The following is a 15669-nucleotide window of genomic DNA, read 5'->3' as shown; positions in this document are numbered from 1 at the left end:
CCGCCGCGCGTCCGACAGGCGCTCAGGTCGAGAATTGCTTGACGCACTGACGCACTTGCGACCACTGCCGCCGGCTGACCGGCAGGCGTTCGGACAGCCCGCGCAGGATCGCCTGCCAGGCGGGTTCGCCGTCTTCGGCCGGTCCTTTCTCGAAACCGACGATGGCCTCGCGCGCGGCCAGGGCGTTGCGGTGCAGGCGAATGAAGCGCTCGCCGAACTCTTCCTCGAGCTGGGTGAGTGACTCGTCGAGCAGGTATTCGCGCACGACGGTGCGCGCCGCGACGTATTTGAGGTCGGCCTTGAGGTAGAGGATGTCGGCGAGCGGAACCAGCAGCAGCCGCCCGCGCTCGTGGCAGGGCAGGTGCGTGCGCACGCTGCCCGCCTGCCGCGCCACGCGCTCAAGCTGCTCAACCGCCGGCCGGCGCTGTTGCGCCTTGCGCAGGGCGTCGGCGAGGCGTTGCGCGCGCACCGGCTTGACGAGGTAATCGACGGCGTTGAGTTCGAAGGCCTGGACCGCGTAGGTGTCGTAGGCGGTGACGAAGACCACAGCCGGCGAAACGGGCAGATGCGCAAGGTGACGGGCGAACTCGATGCCGTCCATGCGCGGCATGCGGATGTCGACCAGAACGACGTCGACGGTCTGCTCGGCGGCCATCGCCAGCGCGGCCTCGCCATCGGCGGCTTCGCCGCAGGCGGTGTTGGGCAGCTCGGCAGACACATCGGCCAGCAGGTCGCGCAAGCGGCGGCGTGCCGGCGCCTCGTCGTCGACGATCAGGACACGCAGCGGTGGTGAGGACGGGACGGCTTCAGTCACGGGCAAGGCTCCGGCAAGGCAGGACGATGCGAACGCGGAATTCGCGCAGCCCGTCGGCACGCGTCGCTTCCTGCGTCTCCAGCCGGGCTTCCAGGTCATAGTACAACGCCAAGCGCTCGCGGATGTTGTCCAGCGCCATGTGGCTGCCCGCCGGGCCGCCCGGCCGCCCGGCCCGGCCGCCCGGCGGCGGCAACGGGTTGGTGACATCGAGGCGCAAGGTATCGCCTTCCCGGACGCAGCGGATCGACAGCAGGCCCGGTTGCCCGAGCGGTTCGATCCCGTGATAGACCGCATTCTCCAGCAGCGGCTGCAGCATCAGCGGCGGCACGAGGAGGGAAGCGGGCATGGCGTCGAGCGCCCACTCGACCTGCAGCCGCTCTCCCAGGCGCAAGGATTCGAGCGCCAGGTACTGCCGGCACAGGGCGATCTCGTCGGCCAGCGGCAGCAGTTCGCGATGATCGCGCATCAGGGCGCGGAACAGCTCGGCCAGCTCTTCGAGCGCCGCTTCGGCGCGGCGCGGCTCACTGCGGATCAGCGCCAGCACGGCATTGAGGCTGTTGAACAGGAAATGCGGCCGGATGCGCGCGGTCAGCGCCTGCAGGCGGGCTTCGCTCAGCGCCGGGGAGAAGGCGCGCGCGCGCAGCTCGAAATAGAGCAGCAGGGCCGCGGCCGGCAGCATGCCGGAGAACATCACGCGCAGACGGGCGTCGAGGCCGGCGGGGGCCAGACCAAGGCCGACCCACAGCTCCGCGTAGAGCCCGGTCGATACCCCCGCCAGCGCCAGGATCGCGGCCTGCGCCAGCCGCACCGGAAGACGCTGCAAGGGCGCGTGACACAGGGCGAGCAGGCACAGGTCGAAGAGCAGCACGGGCTGCACCCAGGCCGCCTGCTCGGCGAAGCGCTGCACCGCGTCGCTCAAGCCGCCGCCCTGTCCGAGCGCGACCGCGAAAGCCATCAGGTTCACGCCGAGCAACACGCGCAGCATGACACCGAAATTGCGGAAGTCGGGCACGGGAAGGCCGGCCGGGTTTTGCTTTATACTTGGCATCTCGTCCTCGGCAAGGTTCGCAAAGCTCAGACTCGCCGCCGCCCGGCGCCTGCGGTCGCCCCGACAGCCGGATCACGCGGGCGCTCCGTCGATGACAACCTCGTTCTGCCCGCCATTTTAGCCCACTGCCACGCATTCATCATGACTTCTGAGCACGCCCTTCCGCCCGCCGGCCAAGCCGACGCTCCCGCCCAATACACCTGGGCCGGCCGCTTCTCCGAACCAATGTCCGACCTCGTCAAGCGCTACACCGCGTCGGTCAATTTCGACCAGCGCATGTGGCGACAGGACATCCGCGGTTCGCTGGCGCACGCCCGCATGCTCGCCAAGCAAGGCATCATCGGCGCTCAGGACCTCGCCGACATCGAGCGCGGCATGGCGCAGATCGTGAGCGAGATCGAAAGCGGCCGCTTCGTCTGGTCGCTCGACCTGGAAGACGTGCACCTCAACATCGAGAAGCGCCTCACCGCCCTCGTCGGCGATGCCGGCAAGCGCCTGCACACCGGCCGTTCACGCAACGACCAGGTGGCGACCGACATCCGCCTCTACCTGCGCGATACGATCGACGCCATCCTCGTCCTCATCGGCGACTTCCAGAAGAGCCTGCTCGACCTGGCCGAGCGCGAGGCGGCGACTCCGATGCCCGGCTTCACCCACTTGCAGGTGGCGCAGCCCGTGACCTTCGGCCACCACGTCCTGGCCTGGTACGAGATGACCCGGCGCGATGCCGAACGCTTCGCCGACGTGCGCCGCCGCACCAACCGTCTGCCGCTCGGCGCCGCCGCGCTGGCCGGGACGACCTACCCGATCGACCGCGAATTCGTCGCCGCCGAACTCGGCTTCGACGGCGTCTGCGAGAACTCGCTCGACGCCGTCTCCGACCGCGACTTCGCGATCGAATTCTGCTCGGCCTGCGCGCTGCTGATGATGCATGTCTCGCGCATGTCCGAAGAGCTGGTGCTGTGGATGACGCCGCGCTTCGGCTTCATCCGCATCGCCGACCGCTATTGCACCGGCAGCTCGATCATGCCGCAGAAGAAGAACCCCGACGTCGCCGAACTCGCGCGCGGCAAGACCGGCCGCGTCTACGGCCACCTGACCGCCTTGCTGACCCTGATGAAAGGCCAGCCGCTGGCCTACAACAAGGACAACCAGGAAGACAAAGAGCCGCTGTTCGACGCCGCCGACACGGTCAGCGACACGCTGCGCATCTTCGCCGACATGATCCCGGGCATCAGCACCCGTCCCGAGAACATGCGCGACGCCCTGACCCAGGGCTACGCCACGGCCACTGACCTTGCCGACTACCTCGCCAAGAAAGGCCTGCCCTTCCGCGATGCGCACGAAGTGGTGGGCCTGGCCGTGCGCCGCGCCGAGGAACTCGGCGTCGACCTGCCACAGCTCTCGCTCGCCGAGCTGAAAACGTTCTCTCCGCTGGTCGAGGACGACGTCTATTCGGTGCTCACCGTGGAAGGTTCGCTCGCCCAGCGCGCGCACATCGGCGGCACCGCACCTGACACCGTGCGCGCGGCGATCGCCCGCGCACGCGCCAGAGGCTAACGCACCCCGGGGGCGCCATGGACAAGATCGGCAAATACTCGCTGATCCATGAAATCGGCCGCGGCGCCACCGCCACCGTCTATCTCGGGCACGACCCCTTCGCGCAGCGCGACGTGGCGATCAAGATCGCCACGCCCGCCGCCCTGCGCCACGCTGAACGCGGCACGCTCTACACCCACCTGTTCATGAACGAAGCGGCGCTGGTCGGCCGCCTCGTTCATCCGCACATCGTACAGATCTACGACGCGGTGGTCGCCGAGGAACTGTGCTACATCGTCATGGAATACGTTGCCGGCGGAACCCTCGAAGCCTGCTGCCACGCGCAAACGTTGCTCTCGCCTGAACGCATCGTCGAGATCGTCTTCAAGTGCTCGCGTGCGCTCGACTTTGCCTACCGCAGCGGCATCACCCACCGCGACATCAAGCCGGCCAACATCCTGTTTTCCGGCGACGACCCCAGCCGGGGCGAGATCAAGATTTCCGACTTCGGCGCCGCGCTGGTCGACGGCCCCGAGCGCACCCAGGTCACCGGCATCGGCTCGCCCGCCTACATGTCGCCCGAGCAGGTCAAGGAACTTCCGCTCGACCACCGCACCGACATCTATTCGCTGGGCGTGGTGATGTACCAGCTGCTCACCGGGCAACTGCCCTTCCAGGCCAGCTCGAACTACAGCATGGTCTACCAGATCATCAACAGCGAGCCGCTGCCCCCCTCGTCCTTGCGCACCGGCATCCCGCCGGTGATCGACGCCATCGTCGCGCGCGCGATGAGCAAGGACCTCGAAACGCGTTACGCGAGCTGGGCCGATTTTTCACACGACCTGGCGCAAGCCTTCCGGCAAAAACAGTTCGGCAGCAAGCGGCGCGGCTTCGCCGACACCGAGAAGTTTGACTTGCTGCGCGAGATGCCCTTCTTCGCCGACTTTGCCGACGCCGAAATCTGGGAAACCCTGCATTTCTCGCGCTGGAGCCGCGTCGCCCAAGGCGAGGCCATCCTGAACGACGGCGATGAGGGCGACTATTTCTGCTTTCTGGTCGAGGGCGAACTCAAGGTCACCAAGAACGGCCGCATCCTCAACCTGCTCACCGCCGGCGATTGTTTCGGCGAGATGGCAGTCATCGGCAAGGGGCCGCACCTACGCGGTGCCGACGTTGTTGCGCTCACCGAGGCCAAGATCGTGCGCGTCGACGGGGCCGCGCTGCAGCAGGCGTCGGAAACCTGCCGCATGCACTTCTATCAGGGCTTCCTCGAAGTCCTCGCCGCCCGGCTGGCGCTGGCCAACGCCCGCCTCGCGTCGGCCTGATTCCCATTACTGGCCGCAGCCCGGGGGCACGCCGTCCCAGCCGTTGAGGTTCTGGCGCTGCATGGTCGAGCGCACAAGCTTGCTGGTGCCGTCAAAGAGCACGTCGAAGAAGGCCTCCTGATTCCAGTTGTCGCAGAACAGCCACTCCCACACCAACTCGTCGCGCGCCTTGAAGTATTGCGTCCAGTGCGGCTGCGGCGGGCCGATCAGGCGCAGCACCTGCTCCTGCGTCATCCCCGGCTGGATGCGGGCGAACACCTCCGGCCGCAGCACCTTGTCGATGCGCAGCAGCTTGCCGTCCGGCCCGAGGTAAGCCATGAAGGTCTGCGTCCCGGCCGGGCCGCGCGGATACGCCAGCTGGACGCTGCCATCGGGCTCGAGCCAGCGCATCGCCGGCGCGCCCATCGTGGACACAACTTCGGGCTCGGTCGCCACCCCCGCCTTGAGCGAATAGCCGCTGTACGAAGCGCACCCGCCCAAAGCCAGTACAAATGCCACTGCCCCGACAAGCCGGCGCGCGCCGCCCGTCCCTTTAGCATCGTTCGTCATGTCTCTCTCCTTACTGCCGGCGGCCGCCCGCCAAACGCTCCAGTTCCGATTCTAGGCCAGCCTGCCGCATCGATGCCAAGCAAGTTTTGCTTCCCGCGCCCGAAACGATGTGCTAAATTAGAGTTTTCTAATATGCGTTAGGGAGAACACGATGAGCAAATCCTTCACCACCATCACCACCGACGTTTCCAAGGCCCTCGCCACGCTGCGCAAGGAAATCCCCGAAACCATGCAGGGCTTCGGGGCGATGTCCAAGGCCGCGCTCACGCCCGGCGCCCTGTCGGCACTCGACAAGGAACTGATCGCGCTGGCGATCGGCGTCTCCAGCCGCTGCGATGCGTGCATCGGCTTCCACGTCAAAACCCTGATCCGTCTGGGCGTCACCAAGGAACAGCTGATGGAAACGCTGGCCATCTGCACCTACATGGGCGGCGGCCCGACCCTGATGTATGCCGCCGAAGCGGTGCGCGCCTACGAGGAATTCACCGCTGGCAACGCGCCGACCGCCTAAATCCGGCGCCAAAAAGATCAAGCCGCCCGCAGGCGGCTTGTCCTCGGCGCGATTTCGAACTCAGTCCGGTGCGGCGATACCTTCGAGCAATTGCTTGAGCTCGCCGCTCTGGAACATCTCGCGCATGATGTCGCAGCCGCCGATGAACTCGCCGCGGATGTAGAGCTGCGGAATCGTCGGCCAGTCGGAGAAGACCTTGACACCTTCGCGGATGGCGCTGTCTTCGAGTACGTTCACGCTGAAGAAGAGCGGCAGGTTGCAGGCCTGCAGGATTTTCACGGCGGTGGCCGAAAAGCCGCACATCGGCGCCTGCGGGGTGCCCTTCATGTAAAGCACCACGGGGTGAGTGGTGACCTGTTCCTGGATGATGTCCTGCACGTCCATGTCTAACCTCGTTTATCAATCAAAGAGAAATCTTGCCTCGACCCGCGCGCCGGCACTCACGCCGGCGCGGGCCATCGGCCACCGCTGACCCGCTCGATGCCGGCGCCGTCGCGCCAGGAATCGACCTCGGTAAACCCCGCGGCCAGCAGCAAAGTGCGGGTTTTGACCGCCTGATCGTAGCCGTGTTCAATGCGCAGCGCGCCACCCGGCGTCAGGTGCGCGGCGGCGTGCGCCACCAGATGCGCGATGCAGGCCATCCCGTCGCCCCCGGAAACGCCGTCGGTGAGCGCCCCTTGCGGCTCGAAGGGCAGGCCGTCGCGCGTCAGGTGCGGATCGCCCGCCGCCACGTAGGGTGGATTGCTGACGATGAGATCGAAACACTCGCCAGCGAGCGGCGCGAACCAGTCGCCGGCGAGGAAACGCACCGTCGCGCCGAGCCGCGCCGCGTTGCTGCGTGCCACGTCAAGCGCCGCGGGCGAGATGTCGACCGCGCTCACTTCGGCATCGGGCCGCGTCAAAGCCAGCGTCACCGCGACGATGCCCGAACCGGTGCCGAGATCGACGAGGCGCGGCGCCGTCTTTCCGGCGATCGCCGCCAAGCCTTGTTCGACCAGCACCTCGGTGTCGGGGCGCGGGATCAGCACCGCGGGCGAAACCGCAAACTCGCGCCCGGCGAACCAGGCGCTGCCGAGCAGGTAGGCGAGAGGCTCGCCCGCTGCGCAGCGGGCCACGAGGTCGGCGTAGCGCACCGCCTCGTCCTCAGCCAGCACCGCATCGCCGCGCGCGATCAGCTCGGCGTGCGAACACGCACAGACGAGCAGCAGGAGCTCGCGCGCTTCGCGCCGGCCGATCTGCGGCGCCGCGTCGGCCAGGGCCTGCGCGCGGGAGAGGCTTGCAGTCATGCGTTGTCGGCCAGTGCCGCGAGCAGCTCGGCCTGATGTTCGGCAGTCAGGGCGCCGAAGACTTCGTCGAGGTCGCCGTCCATGATCATGTCGATCTTGTACAGCGTCAGGTTGATGCGGTGGTCGGTCACCCGCCCTTGCGGGAAGTTGTAGGTACGAATGCGCTCGGAACGGTCGCCGCTGCCGATCAGGCTCTTGCGCTCGGAGGCGATGCGCGCGTGCTGCTCGCGCTCCTGCATGTCGCGGATGCGCGCCACCAGCACCGACATCGCCTGCGCCTTGTTCTTGTGCTGCGAACGCCCGTCCTGGCATTCGACGACGATGCCGGTCGGCAGGTGCACGATGCGCACCGCCGAATCGGTCTTCTGGATGTGCTGGCCGCCGGCGCCGGAAGCGCGGAAGGTGTCGATACGGATGTCGGCGGGGTTGATCTGCACGGCCTCCAGCTCGTCAGCCTCGGGCATCACCGCGACGGTGCACGCCGAGGTGTGGATGCGCCCCTGCGACTCGGTCGCCGGCACCCGCTGTACGCGGTGCCCGCCCGACTCGAACTTGAGCCGCGCATAGACGCCCTGCCCGGAAATCCGGGCGATGACTTCCTTGTAGCCGCCCAGTTCGGACTCGTTGGCCGAGACGACCTCGACCTGCCAACGCTGGCGCTCGGCGTAGCGCGAATACATGCGGAAGAGGTCGCCGGCGAACAGCGCCGACTCGTCGCCGCCCGTGCCGGCGCGAATTTCGAGGAAGACGTTGCGCTCGTCGTTGGCGTCCTTGGGCAGGAGCTGCTTCTGCAGCTCGAGCTCCAGTCCGGGCAGGCGCGCTTCGGCGGCCTCGATCTCCAGCTCCGCCAGTTCCTTCATCTCGGGATCGGCCAGCATTTCGCGCGCCGTCGCGATGTCGGCCTCGGCCTGCTGCCACTCCTTGTACAGGGCGACCACCGGGCCAAGCTCGGCGTGTTCGCGCGTCAGCTTGCGGTACTGGTCCATGTCGCGCGTCGCCTCGCCGCTGGCCAGAATGCGGTCGAGTTCGTCGAGGCGGCCGACGAGGCTTTCAAGTTTGTCGCGGATGCTCTGTTTCATCGTGTCTTGGTCTATGGATTCGCGTTCTCGCCGCCGGCGGTTCGCCCGCGGCGCAAGGCACGGCGCTACTCGCCGTGGAGGCCGAAAAGGCGCCGGACGACGGCGTGCATTTCTTCGCGCCCGGCGTCGGACTGGCCGAGCGCCTGCGTCGGCGCGTGCAGAAATTTATTGGTCAGGCGTTGCGACAGCTGTTCGAGCACCGCTTCGGGCGCCTCGCCGCGCGCCAGTCGCTTCAAGGCGTGTTCGACCTCGTGCCGGCGGCTGCGCTCGGCGCCGTCGCGCAGGGCCCGGATCAGCGGCACCGACTGGCGGCTCTCGAGCCAACCGCAAAAGCTTTCGACCCGTGCGTGGACAATGCTCTCGGCGCCATCAACCGCCGTCTGACGCGCTTCCCGCCCCGATTCGATGACCTGGGCGAGGTCGTCGACGGTATAGAGGAAGACGTCGTCGAGTGCGGCGACCTCGACCTCGATGTCGCGCGGCACGGCGAGGTCGACCATGAACATCGGCCGCCGCCGACGCGCCCGTATTGCCCGCTCGACGAGCCCCAGGCCGAGGATCGGCAACTGGCTGGCGGTACAGGTCACCACGATGTCGAACTCGTGCAGCCGCTCACCGACCTCCTCGAGCCGGATCGCGGTGGCGCCGAAGCGCTCGGCCAGCGCCCGCCCGCGGTCGAGCGTGCGGTTGGCGACGACCAGCCGCTTGGGTTGCTGCGCCGAAAAATGCGCCGCGCACAGCTCGATCATCTCGCCAGCGCCGATGAACAGCACCTGCTGCTCGGACAAGCGCTCGAAGATGCGCCCCGCGAGGCGTACCGCGGCGGCAGCCATCGAAACGATGTTCTCGCCGATCGCCGTCGTCGAACGCACGTCCTTGGCCACCGAGAAGGCGTTCTGGAAAAGCTTGTCGAGCGTCACGCCCAAGGTCCCGGTCTCGCGCGCAATGCGCACCGCTTCTTTCATCTGACCGAGAATCTGCGGCTCGCCCAGGACCATCGAATCAAGCCCGCTCGCCACCCGGAAAGTGTGACGCACGGCTTCGCGCCCCGGATGAGTGTAGAGGTAGGGCGAAAAATCGCTGCCCGCCACCTGCCGGTAATCGGCGAGCCAGCGCACCGCGGCATCAGGCGTATCGCTCTGGCAGTAGATTTCGGTGCGGTTGCAGGTCGACAGGATCGCCGCCTCGTAGACCTGGCCGGAGCTCGCGAGGTCGGTCAAGGCGCGGCGCAACTCCTCGGTATGGAAGGCCAGCCGCTCGCGCACCGAAAGCGGCGCCGTGCGGTGATTCAGGCCGAGGGTGAGCAACGCCATGGGGGACAAATCGGGAGAGCGGACAAGGCGGCATTATATATCAGCACCTCGCGCGCCCTTTCGACGCCACGGAAAATGAACGCCAGGCAACGCTTACTCAGTGGCCGCTCGCCCGCACATCGCCGCAGGCAGCGACTTTGGCACAAAACCGCTACATCTAGTGCATAAGCACCAGAAAACCACTACCGGTAGTATTCTGCACTTGACCCGCCGCCGGCATCGCTTATAGACTCCCGCCTGTTGATGGTTCCCCGACCGGGGATTAAAAGGGAATCCGGTGCCCGGCCCCAAGCCAGAAATCCGGAGCTGCCCCCGCAACTGTCATCGGCGAGCGTTCCGCCTCTCCCTGCCACTGGATGCGTCCGGGAAGGCCGGCGGAACGCACCGACCCGAGAGCCAGGAGACCTGCCCCAACAACGTTCCAATCAATGAGGGGACGGGGTGTCCCTGACGAAAGGATGAACGTGTTGCGGCCGGTATCCGTACAAGTGGCGTCGCCCAGCGGGATCATCCCCCAGGGCAGCGTTCGCGTTCACGGCGCGCCGCTGCGCATGCCGGCCCCGCGGATTTCGACCACCTCGCCCGCCCATGCACGCAAGCGCCCGACCTCGGCCGAACCGAAGCGTCGAGCGCATACGCCCTGCCCCCAAAACACGGCGCAGGGCATCGGTTTTGTTTTTTGGATCAGCGTCACGGCCCTGCGGCTTCGCACGCCATGAAGGCGCTTCGACAATAGGAAGTTTCTATGCACACAGTACTCAAGCGCGACGGCACGAGCGCCGCTTTCGACATCATCAAGATCGCCACGGCCTGCCAGAAGGCGGCTTTGGCCGCGCGCGTCGACAATCCAAGCGCCCTGGCGCTGTCCGTCGCCGCTGAAGTCGAGAAGCGGTGCCGCCAGCACACCGACGCTGATGCGGTCCTGGACATCCCGACGATCCAGAAGTACGTCGAAAATGCCCTGATGCGCTCGCACCCCGAAGTCGCGCGCCTCTACATTGAGTATCGCCACGACCGCGACAGCATCCGCGTGCGCGGTTCGGCCCTACACGCCCAGCTCATGGGCCTCGTGGACAAGACCGATGAAGAAGCGGTGACGGAGAACGCCAACAAGGATGCCAACGTCTTCCCGGTAATGCGCGACCTGATGGCCGGCATCGTCTCCAAGCAGTTCGCCGGCAACTTCCTCGACAAGGACGTGCGCCAGGCGCACGAGAGCGGCGACCTGCACTACCACGACCTCGACTACTCGCCTTTCCTGCCATTCACCAACTGCTGCCTGGTCGATCTGAAGGGCATGCTGGAGCACGGCTTCCACCTGGGCAACGCCGGCATCGAAAGCCCGAAGTCCGTTGGCGTCGCCTGCGCCGTGACCGCGCAGATCATCGCCCAGGTCGCCAGCCATCAGTACGGCGGCACGACGATCCCGAACATCGACCAGACGCTCGCCCCCTACGTCCAGAAGACCTACGAGAAGAACCTCGAGATCGCCCGGCAATACAGCATCCCCGACCCCGAACGCTACGCGCGCGAGCGCACCGAGAAGGAAACCTACGACGGCATCCAGGCCTGCGAGTACGAGATCAACACCCTGTTCTCGTCCAACGGCCAGCAGCCCTTCGTCACCTTTTCCTTCGGCATGGGCGACAGCTGGCAAGCGCGCGCCGTGCAGCGCGCGATCCTGCAGGTGCGCATCAAGGGCATGGGCAAGGAAGGCATCACCCCCGTCTTCCCGAAGCTGGTGTTCTTCATCGAGGACGGGCTCAACCTCAAGCCCGGCGACCCGAACTACGACATCAAGCAACTGGCCCTGGAATGCGCCTCCAAGCGCATGTATCCGGACATCATCTCCGCCAAACTCAACCGGCAACTGACGGGATCGAGCGTCCCCGTGTCGCCGATGGGCTGCCGCAGCTTTCTGTCCGCATGGCAGGACGAAAACGGCCGCGAAGTGCTGGACGGACGCAACAACCTCGGCGTGGTCAGCATCAACCTGCCGCGGATCGCCATCGAGGCGCGGCAGAACGAAGCGCGCTTCTTCGAACTCCTCGACGAACGCCTGACGCTGGCACACAAGGCCTTGATGACCCGCATCCGGCGCCTCGAAGGCGTGAAGGCCAACATCGCGCCCATCCTCTACACCGAGGGCGCCTTCGGCGTACGCTTAAAGCCCGACGATGAGATTCTCGACCTCTTCCGCAACGGCCGCGCCTCCATCTCGCTGGGCTACATCGGCCTGCACGAAGTCGCGCTGCTGATGTCCGGCGGCGAGCATCCCTTCGACAACCCCGTGCTGCAGGACTTCCTGCGTCGCGTCGTCAGCCACCTCGCCACCACCGCGCGGCGCTGGAAGCGTGAATCGGGCTGGGGCTTCTCGCTCTACTCGACCCCCAGCGAATCGCTCTGCCACCGCTTCTGCAAGCTCGACACCGCGCGCTACGGCGAAATTCCCGGCGTCACCGACAAGGGCTACTACACCAACTCCTTCCACCTGGACGTGGCGCGCAAGGTCAATCCCTTCGAAAAGATCCAGTACGAAAAGGGCTACTCCGACTCGGCCTCGGGCGGCCACATCTCCTTCGTCGAACTGCCCAACATGCGCCACAACCTCAAGGCGCTGGAGCGAATCTGGGACCACGCCATCGAGCACGTGCCTTACTTCGGCACCAACACCCCGGTGGACTCCTGCGGCCAATGCGGCTTCATGGGCGAAGCGCTCGCCACCGCCGAAGGCTTCACCTGCCCCGACTGCGGCAACCGGGACAGCGCCAGCCTCTCGGTGACCCGCCGGGTCTGCGGCTACCTCGGCAGCCCCAACGCGCGCCCCTTCAACGCCGGCAAACAGAAGGAAGTGATCCGCCGCGTCAAGCACCTCGCCCAAGGCGCCGCCTCAGAAGAGAGCATCACCGAGGCTGACCAGGAGCAGCCCGAAGCCCTGCCGGCATGAACTACGACCGCTACTACGCCTGCGACGTGGTCAACGGCGAAGGGCTGCGGCTCACCCTGTTCGTCACCGGTTGCGCGCACGCCTGCCCCGACTGCTACAACCGTAGCACCTGGGACCGGCGTGCCGGCCAGCCCTTCACCGAAGCGATCCGCGACCGCATCCTCGACCTCTGCGCCGAACACGACGGGCTGAGTCTCTCCGGCGGCGATCCGCTGTTCCCCGCCAACCGCACCGCGGTCGCCGACCTGTGCCGCCGCTTCAAGCAGCGCTACCCGGACAAAGACATCTGGCTGTGGACCGGCTACCGCCACGAAGAAGTCCAGCACCTGCCGCTGCTGCAAGACGTCGACGTCCTGATCGATGGCCCTTACCTGAAAGACCTGCCGACCACAAAACCCTGGCGCGGCTCCGACAACCAGCGCCTGATCCGGCTGGCGAGCGGCGAAACGATTTAGCGGACGGGCAGGCAGATGCGCTGAGCGCACTGCTGCCATATCCGGCCCTAGAAACGAAAAGGCCGTCGAACCTTGCGGATCGACGGCCTCTTGAATTTGGTGGTGATGGGCAGAATTGAACTGCCGACCTATGGGTTATGAATCCATCGCTCTAACCAACTGAGCTACATCACCTTGAAGGCGCGGAATTATAGGGGGCCGTCGCGAGCCGGTCAAGCGCTTCGGAGAGCTCACCGCTCGAACTACCCGGCGGCTTGCGCTAACCCCATGCGGCAACGCGGTTTTTCTCACCGCACGAGGGACATATCGGAATGCCGCGGGCGGGTCCGGTCTGCTTTATAATGCCGCCATGCCGATTCCTTCATCGCTCATCGCGTCCGTCGTCAGCGCCGTCATCGAGGCTGCGATGCAGAACGCTTCGCCCGAGGCCGCCGCACAGCTCGAATTGTATGCCGCGCAGCGGGCCCTGCCGCCCGATGCCAAAATCGGGGTGATGCAGCCGCCGCCCGGCGACGGCACGGTGATGATCGACGGCAAGCTCCTGGCCCTCTCGCCGGTGTCGCAGTTCCGCAATCGGCAGAACCTGATCATCATGCCGATGTCCATCCAGGGCAAAAACGACGTGGTCTTCCTCACCGACGCCTCGGGCGCCGTGCACCGCGTCTGGATGCTGCAGCCCACCGAAGCCACCACCTACCCGCAAAAGAAATAGCAGAGCAATTCAATGGCAAAAAAACTGTTCATCCGCACCTTCGGGTGCCAGATGAACGAGTACGACTCGGACAAGATGGCCGACGTGCTCGCCGCTTCTGAAGACATCGTCAAGACCGACACCCCCGACGACGCCGACATCATTCTCTTCAATACCTGTTCGGTGCGCGAGAAGGCGCAGGAGCGCGTGTTCCACGACCTCGGACGGGTCCGCCTGCTGAAGAAGGAAAAACCCGGCCTGATCATCGGCGTCGGCGGCTGCGTCGCCAGCCAGGAAGGCGAGGCCATCGTGGCCCGCGCGCCTTACGTCGACGTCGTTTTCGGCCCGCAGACCCTGCACCGCCTGCCGCAGCTGATCGCCGACCGGCGCGCCGCTGGCCGGCCGCAGGTCGACATCTCCTTCCCCGAGATCGAGAAGTTCGACCACCTGCCGCCGGCCAAGGTCGAGGGCGGCGCGGCCTTCGTCTCGATCATGGAAGGCTGCAGCAAGTTCTGCACCTATTGCATCGTGCCCTACACCCGTGGCGAGGAGGTCTCTCGCCCCTTCGACGATGTGCTGACCGAAGTCGCCGGCCTCGCCGCACAGGGCGTCGGCGAAGTCACCCTGCTCGGCCAGAACGTGAACGCCTACCGCGGCGCCATGGCCGGCAGCGAAGAGAAGGCCGACCTCGCCCTGCTGATCGAATACATCGCCGAGATTCCCGGCATCGAGCGCATCCGCTACACCACCTCGCACCCGCGCGAGTTGTCGCAGCGCCTGATTGACGTCTACGCCCAAACGCCCAAGCTCGTCTCGCACCTGCACCTGCCGGTGCAGTCGGGCTCGGACCGCGTCCTCGCAGCGATGAAGCGCGGCTACACGGCGCTCGAGTTCAAGAGCCTGGTGCGCAAGCTGCGCGCAGCGCGCCCCGACCTCTCCCTGTCCTCCGACTTCATCGTCGGCTTCCCCGGCGAGACCGCCGAGGATTTCGAAAAGACGATGAAGCTGATCGAGGACGTGCGTTTCGACGCCTCCTTCTCCTTCATCTACAGCCCGCGCCCCGGCACGCCGGCGGCCGAACTGGCCGACGACACCCCGCCCGAGGTGAAGCTCGAACGCCTGCAACGCCTGCAGCAGCGCATCGACGCCTTCGCGCAGGAGGTTTCGCAGGCCATGGTCGGCAGCGTGCAACGCGTGCTCGTCGAAGGCCTCTCGAAAAAGGACGAACGCGAACTCGCCGGGCGTACCGACAACAACCGCATCGTCAATTTCGAAGGACAGGCACGCCTCACCGGCCGCTTCGTCGACGTGCGCATCACCGCCGCGTTGCCGCACTCGCTGCGCGGCGAAATCGTCACCCGCGAATCATGAACACCAAGGCGCCGCCAAAACCCAAGGCCGTGGACCTGCTCCTCTCGCCGGTCCACAACACCCAGCTAGCCAACCTGTGCGGCGCCCTCGACGAAAACCTGCGCCAGATCGAAACCGCGCTCGACGTGACCATCGCCCGCCGCGGCGAGCGCTTCACCATTCGCGGCGAGCGCAGCCAGACCGCGCTGGCCTCGGAGGCGCTGCAGACCTTCTACGCCCGCGCCAAGGCCTCGCTCACCGTCGACGAAATCCAGCTCGGACTGATCGAACTCATCAATCGCCCCGGCCGGCATGATGCCGCCGCTCCCGGCCATTCGCCGGCGCTGATGACGCGCAAGTCCGACCTGCACGGCCGCACCCCGCGCCAGGTCGAGTACCTCAAGCAGATCCAGGAACACGACATCACCTTCGGCACCGGCCCCGCCGGCACCGGCAAGACCTACCTCGCCGTGGCTTCGGCGGTCGACGCCTTCGAGCGCGAGCTGGTGCAGCGCATCGTCCTCACCCGCCCGGCGGTCGAGGCCGGCGAGCGCCTAGGCTTCCTCCCCGGCGACCTGGCGCAGAAGGTCGACCCTTATCTACGCCCGCTCTACGACGCGCTCTACGACCTGATGGGCTTCGACAAGGTGGCCAAGCTCTTCGAGCGCGGCGCAATCGAAATCGCCCCGCTCGCCTACATGCGCGGACGCACGCTGAACCACGCTTTCATCATCCTCGACGAGGCGCAGAACACCACGCCCG

At 66.4% G+C, this 15669-nt stretch carries 15 protein-coding genes, 1 tRNA gene and 1 riboswitch; of the genes, 8 read left to right on the top strand and 8 right to left on the bottom strand.

From position 1 onward, the window contains the following. Positions 1–22 precede the first annotated feature (22 nt). Together QMB55_RS14405 and QMB55_RS14400 are read right to left on the bottom strand one after the other, a co-directional pair. Complete coding sequence (locus QMB55_RS14405) at positions 23–814, bottom strand: LytR/AlgR family response regulator transcription factor (RefSeq protein ID WP_497589427.1); 792 nt, start codon at positions 812–814, stop codon at positions 23–25. Continuing rightward, positions 807–1862 carry a sensor histidine kinase gene (locus QMB55_RS14400; RefSeq protein WP_497589426.1) on the bottom strand — a complete coding sequence of 352 codons (1056 nt, stop codon included), beginning with the start codon at positions 1860–1862 and terminating at the stop codon, positions 807–809. The genes QMB55_RS14405 and QMB55_RS14400 overlap by 8 nt, the downstream gene beginning before the upstream one ends. 141 nt (positions 1863–2003) lie before the next feature. On the opposite strand from QMB55_RS14400, the gene argH reads away from it, so the two are divergent. Continuing rightward, positions 2004–3422, top strand: coding sequence for an argininosuccinate lyase (argH, locus tag QMB55_RS14395; protein WP_497589425.1), 1419 nt, complete (start codon positions 2004–2006; stop codon positions 3420–3422). Positions 3423–3439: 17 nt separating this feature from the next. Then, on the top strand, positions 3440–4726 hold the full coding sequence (locus tag QMB55_RS14390) for a protein kinase domain-containing protein (RefSeq protein WP_497589424.1): 1287 nt from the start codon (positions 3440–3442) through the stop codon (positions 4724–4726). A gap of 6 nt (positions 4727–4732) precedes the next feature. Here QMB55_RS14390 and QMB55_RS14385 read toward each other — a convergent pair whose 3' ends face one another. Then, complete coding sequence (locus tag QMB55_RS14385; RefSeq protein ID WP_497589423.1) at positions 4733–5275, bottom strand: hypothetical protein; 543 nt, start codon at positions 5273–5275, stop codon at positions 4733–4735. A gap of 151 nt (positions 5276–5426) precedes the next feature. On the opposite strand from QMB55_RS14385, the gene QMB55_RS14380 reads away from it, so the two are divergent. Beyond that, on the top strand, positions 5427–5786 hold the full coding sequence (locus QMB55_RS14380) for a carboxymuconolactone decarboxylase family protein (protein WP_497589422.1): 360 nt from the start codon (positions 5427–5429) through the stop codon (positions 5784–5786). A 60-nt stretch (positions 5787–5846) separates the two neighbouring features. Here the strand turns inward: QMB55_RS14380 and grxD are convergent, their stop codons facing one another. From grxD to hemA, 4 genes are all read right to left on the bottom strand, one after another. Next, positions 5847–6170 carry a Grx4 family monothiol glutaredoxin gene (gene grxD / locus QMB55_RS14375; RefSeq protein ID WP_497589421.1) on the bottom strand — a complete coding sequence of 108 codons (324 nt, stop codon included), beginning with the start codon at positions 6168–6170 and terminating at the stop codon, positions 5847–5849. A gap of 56 nt (positions 6171–6226) precedes the next feature. Next, positions 6227–7072, bottom strand: coding sequence for a peptide chain release factor N(5)-glutamine methyltransferase (gene prmC / locus QMB55_RS14370; RefSeq protein ID WP_497589420.1), 846 nt, complete (start codon positions 7070–7072; stop codon positions 6227–6229). Then, positions 7069–8151, bottom strand: coding sequence for a peptide chain release factor 1 (prfA, locus tag QMB55_RS14365; protein ID WP_497589419.1), 1083 nt, complete (start codon positions 8149–8151; stop codon positions 7069–7071). Before prfA ends, prmC begins: the two co-directional genes overlap by 4 nt. Before the next feature lie 65 nt (positions 8152–8216). Continuing rightward, positions 8217–9464, bottom strand: coding sequence for a glutamyl-tRNA reductase (gene hemA / locus QMB55_RS14360; RefSeq protein WP_497589418.1), 1248 nt, complete (start codon positions 9462–9464; stop codon positions 8217–8219). Positions 9465–9691: 227 nt separating this feature from the next. Then, a riboswitch (cobalamin riboswitch) is annotated at positions 9692–9891 on the top strand. Between the two features lie 318 nt (positions 9892–10209). Here hemA and nrdD point away from each other — a divergent pair. Both nrdD and nrdG read left to right on the top strand, forming a co-directional pair. After that, a complete protein-coding gene (gene nrdD / locus QMB55_RS14355) occupies positions 10210–12411 on the top strand; it encodes an anaerobic ribonucleoside-triphosphate reductase (RefSeq protein ID WP_497589417.1) in 2202 nt (733 codons plus the stop codon). Beyond that, positions 12408–12866 (top strand): anaerobic ribonucleoside-triphosphate reductase activating protein, encoded by a 459-nt coding sequence (nrdG, locus tag QMB55_RS14350; protein ID WP_497589416.1) that lies wholly within the window; start codon positions 12408–12410, stop codon positions 12864–12866. The genes nrdD and nrdG overlap by 4 nt, the downstream gene beginning before the upstream one ends. A 97-nt stretch (positions 12867–12963) precedes the next feature. Here nrdG and QMB55_RS14345 read toward each other — a convergent pair. Continuing rightward, positions 12964–13040: transfer RNA gene (locus QMB55_RS14345), tRNA-Met, on the bottom strand. A 175-nt stretch (positions 13041–13215) separates the two neighbouring features. On the opposite strand from QMB55_RS14345, the gene QMB55_RS14340 reads away from it, so the two are divergent. From QMB55_RS14340 to QMB55_RS14330, 3 genes are all read left to right on the top strand, one after another. Then, entirely contained in the window at positions 13216–13578 is a 363-nt protein-coding gene (locus QMB55_RS14340; RefSeq protein WP_497589415.1) for a hypothetical protein, read from the top strand. A 12-nt stretch (positions 13579–13590) separates the two neighbouring features. Then, positions 13591–14928 carry a tRNA (N6-isopentenyl adenosine(37)-C2)-methylthiotransferase MiaB gene (miaB, locus tag QMB55_RS14335; RefSeq protein WP_497589414.1) on the top strand — a complete coding sequence of 446 codons (1338 nt, stop codon included), beginning with the start codon at positions 13591–13593 and terminating at the stop codon, positions 14926–14928. Then, the coding region (locus tag QMB55_RS14330; protein WP_497589413.1) for a PhoH family protein at positions 14925–15669 on the top strand (745 nt) is incomplete at its 3' end. The genes miaB and QMB55_RS14330, both read left to right, overlap by 4 nt.

It is taken from the genome of Propionivibrio sp., from assembly GCF_041441355.1.
Lineage (GTDB): Bacteria > Pseudomonadota > Gammaproteobacteria > Burkholderiales > Rhodocyclaceae > Propionivibrio.
Note: the sequence above shows the minus strand (reverse complement) of the source record. Positions and strands in the feature narration are given on the sequence as shown.

Bases quoted from the DNA above. Each gene is read 5' to 3' on its own strand.
- QMB55_RS14400 (WP_497589426.1), bottom strand. From the start codon at position 1,862: ATGCCAAGTATAAAGCAAAACCCGGCCGGCCTTCCCGTGCCCGACTTC.
- argH (WP_497589425.1), top strand. From the start codon at position 2,004: ATGACTTCTGAGCACGCCCTTCCGCCCGCCGGCCAAGCCGACGCTCCC.
- QMB55_RS14390 (WP_497589424.1), top strand. From the start codon at position 3,440: ATGGACAAGATCGGCAAATACTCGCTGATCCATGAAATCGGCCGCGGC.
- QMB55_RS14385 (WP_497589423.1), bottom strand. From the start codon at position 5,275: ATGACGAACGATGCTAAAGGGACGGGCGGCGCGCGCCGGCTTGTCGGG.
- QMB55_RS14380 (WP_497589422.1), top strand. From the start codon at position 5,427: ATGAGCAAATCCTTCACCACCATCACCACCGACGTTTCCAAGGCCCTC.
- grxD (WP_497589421.1), bottom strand. From the start codon at position 6,170: ATGGACGTGCAGGACATCATCCAGGAACAGGTCACCACTCACCCCGTG.
- prmC (WP_497589420.1), bottom strand. From the start codon at position 7,072: ATGACTGCAAGCCTCTCCCGCGCGCAGGCCCTGGCCGACGCGGCGCCG.
- prfA (WP_497589419.1), bottom strand. From the start codon at position 8,151: ATGAAACAGAGCATCCGCGACAAACTTGAAAGCCTCGTCGGCCGCCTC.
- hemA (WP_497589418.1), bottom strand. From the start codon at position 9,464: ATGGCGTTGCTCACCCTCGGCCTGAATCACCGCACGGCGCCGCTTTCG.
- nrdD (WP_497589417.1), top strand. From the start codon at position 10,210: ATGCACACAGTACTCAAGCGCGACGGCACGAGCGCCGCTTTCGACATC.
- nrdG (WP_497589416.1), top strand. From the start codon at position 12,408: ATGAACTACGACCGCTACTACGCCTGCGACGTGGTCAACGGCGAAGGG.
- QMB55_RS14340 (WP_497589415.1), top strand. From the start codon at position 13,216: ATGCCGATTCCTTCATCGCTCATCGCGTCCGTCGTCAGCGCCGTCATC.
- miaB (WP_497589414.1), top strand. From the start codon at position 13,591: ATGGCAAAAAAACTGTTCATCCGCACCTTCGGGTGCCAGATGAACGAG.